Raw genomic sequence first — 2746 nt, forward strand, 5'->3', positions numbered from 1 at the left:
GTAACCATTCTATTTTCCGCCTTGACATAAGTTGTTAGCTGCCATATCTTTGCGCCGTAACCTTTAACAAAAATGATTATGGCAAAAGAAAAAGTAAACTATCAGGAGGTATATGACCTCTACCAGTTATGCAGCGAGACCAAGGATCTTCGGGAGTTCTGTGCTGATTATGGGGTAAATTACGACAAGTTCATGAACTGGCAGCGTCACCAGCTGTGGAGTGAGAAGTTGGGCAAGACAGTCCAGGTTGAGCAGCCCAAGGTTGCCAAAGTCCAGATAAGCGGTAAACCATGCAATAGTCCAACTGTGAAGTTGGACGTGGAACAACCTGAAGGTGAGCTACCAATAAAATGGATTAAGTTACAGCTGGCGTCTGGCGCAACACTGTTCCTGAGAAACACCACCGTTCTTGATTTGAGCCTGTTGCTTAATAAAATGATAGGATGATATGCTTGGACTGAGTGCTAACCTGAACTATTACCTGTTTAACGGTAATGTTGATTTGCGGAAAGGCATTTTCCGTCTGTGTGAGAGTATAAGGGAAGAAATGTCACTTGACCCGAGCGATGCGTCCAATGTATATATGTTCATGTCCCGGAACCGAAAGGTCGTGAAGATACTTCATTACGAACGTGGTTTTTATGTGCTTTACGAAAAACGTCCTGTTATGGGCAAATTCAAGAAACCTATATTTGATGAAGTCTCCAGGTGCTACCGGATACAGTGGTCGGACATGGCTTATCTTACGGAAAGCATTGTAGTTGACAAGATGTACGTTAGTCCGAAAGGTTAATATTAGCACATTGATTATCAACAGAATAGTATAAAAATAAACGGTAAAAAGTTTGCGTAAGTGCCTGATTTTTCGTACCTTTATATCATGATTGATGAAAGAGCATACGAGTTACTTTGCTGTCAGCTGGGTCTGGCGAATGAGGAAAAGGCAGGGCTTCGCAAACAGGTAAACGAACTAATTGCGAGGCTTAAGTCTATTGAAGAATCCAACAGGGAGAACTCTAAAAATCTGATAGATACCATCAATGATCTCAAAGATACCATCGAAAAGCAGTCAACCACGGTTGAACATTACAGGAAAGAAATGGAACTTATGAGAAAGCAGCTTGAAGCAAAGGATGAGGTGAACAGGATGCTGGCAAACGAGATCTCCAATCTCAGGCTTCAGCTTGATGACAGCAGGAAACACCGTTTCGGCCGTACATCCGAGCAAAGAAGGCTGTTGAACAACCGTAATCTCGACAAGTCCGCTCTGGAACAATCCGAGTATGACGGTTCTGACAGGAAGGATGATAATAATAAGACCGATGATAACGAAACCGGCAGCAATACCTCTTCCGGCAACATACCTGAACAGAACAGCAAACCTTCAAGAAGAAAGGAAACTGCACCACGTGCAGAAAAGAGCAGGCTGAAGGTGGATAAGGTAGTTGTTCATGAAATAGAAGACTATTACCAACTCCCGGATGGTGCAAGGTTTATGAACCGTAACGGTATGCCTGATGTTTGGGAATACAGGGTCATAGAACATGTAAGGGCTCATAACGTGGAGCATGTTTACAAGGTGGCAAGGGTAAAGCTTGCGGACGGCACTTTCACAAGCACCATGGAACATCCGCTGAAAAACCTTGGAGGTATCTTCTCTCCTGAACTGCTTGCCCGTCTGCTTTGTCTGAAATATGACTTCAGCATGCCTGAGAACAGACAGATAAGACTGCTTGCAAGAGAAGGTATCCACATAAGCAATACCACGCTGAACAGCTATATCCATAACGGAATCGCCAAACTAAGGGAGTTCATAGAAGATGTCTTCAAGGAGTTTGTACAGAGAGCTAATTACCTTATGGTTGATGAGACTACTGAGCTTGTCGGAGTGGAAACAAAGGAAGGCAAGGCTTACAGGAGAAAGTACTTATGGGCTTTCTTTGCCAAGCATATTAAGATGGTCTATTATCACTATAATAACGGCAGCAGGTCATCCGATGCGGCAAAGTCATTCCTTGAATATTTTATGGGAACCATATCCACTGACGGATATACGGTTTACAGGATGTACGATGGTGAAGACTCAAAGGTGCTTCATATAGGATGCTGGACGCACTGCAGGAGGTTGTGGGTTGATGCCCTGCCTTCAGACAGGACAGCGATGGACATAATAGATCCTATCGGTGAGATGTTCAGAAATGAGGACCTGTTCCGTATGATGAAACTCAGCGGTGAGCAGATTAAGGAAAGAAGGCTTAAGCTTACAGGACCGATTCTTGAACGTATCCATCATAAGGTGGTCATTATGATGCAGGATGCGAAGATTATGGCTAACGAACTGATGAGAAAGGCCGTGAACTATACGATAAACCAGTGGAAATCCTTGAGAAATATCCTCAAGGACGGTTCAGCGGAAATCTCGAACAACCTCTGTGAGCAAAGGATGAAACCTGTAAAGCTGCTGCTCAAGAACTGTATGAACGTAGGCAGTGAGGATGCGGCAGAAAACTCTGCATTCACCTTCTCTCTGATAGAAAGCTGTAAGTTGAACGGCATAGACCCTCAGGATTACCTGAAACGCTTGTTTGAATGTATTCTTCATGGTAAGGAATGCGACAAGAAGGCTCTTCTGCCATGTTTCTATAAACCGGAATGTTAAAACAAAAATATTTTCTTACGGGCATTTTTATTTTATCGGCTGAAAGACAGCCGATAAAATTGTCGTGGCGGAAAATAGTATGATTAC

The 2746-nt window shown here is 43.4% G+C and carries 3 protein-coding genes; all 3 read left to right on the forward strand.

Features of this window, described 5'->3' with window-relative positions; genetic code table 11:
* The first annotated feature begins 78 nt into the window (after window positions 1-78).
* The 3 genes from DW182_RS21940 to DW182_RS21950 all read left to right on the forward strand — a co-directional run bounded on the left by DW182_RS21940 (window position 79) and on the right by DW182_RS21950 (window position 2659).
* Complete coding sequence (locus tag DW182_RS21940; protein WP_199678652.1) at window positions 79-447, forward strand: hypothetical protein; 369 nt, start codon at window positions 79-81, stop codon at window positions 445-447.
* A gap of 1 nt (window position 448) precedes the next feature.
* The gene (gene tnpB, locus DW182_RS21945) at window positions 449-793 is read left to right on the forward strand and encodes an IS66 family insertion sequence element accessory protein TnpB (protein WP_118296858.1); all 345 of its coding nucleotides are present in this window, start codon (window positions 449-451) and stop codon (window positions 791-793) included.
* A gap of 87 nt (window positions 794-880) precedes the next feature.
* Complete coding sequence (locus DW182_RS21950) at window positions 881-2659, forward strand: IS66 family transposase (protein WP_118296860.1); 1779 nt, start codon at window positions 881-883, stop codon at window positions 2657-2659.
* Window positions 2660-2746 lie beyond the last annotated feature (87 nt).

The sequence above is a fragment of the Bacteroides sp. AM16-24 genome (assembly GCF_003471885.1).
Taxonomy (GTDB): domain Bacteria; phylum Bacteroidota; class Bacteroidia; order Bacteroidales; family Bacteroidaceae; genus Bacteroides.

Excerpts from the sequence above, each read along its gene's own strand:
- DW182_RS21940 (WP_199678652.1), top strand. The coding sequence starts at position 79 with ATGGCAAAAGAAAAAGTAAACTATCAGGAGGTATATGACCTCTACCAG.
- tnpB (WP_118296858.1), top strand. The coding sequence starts at position 449 with ATGCTTGGACTGAGTGCTAACCTGAACTATTACCTGTTTAACGGTAAT.
- DW182_RS21950 (WP_118296860.1), top strand. The coding sequence starts at position 881 with ATGATTGATGAAAGAGCATACGAGTTACTTTGCTGTCAGCTGGGTCTG.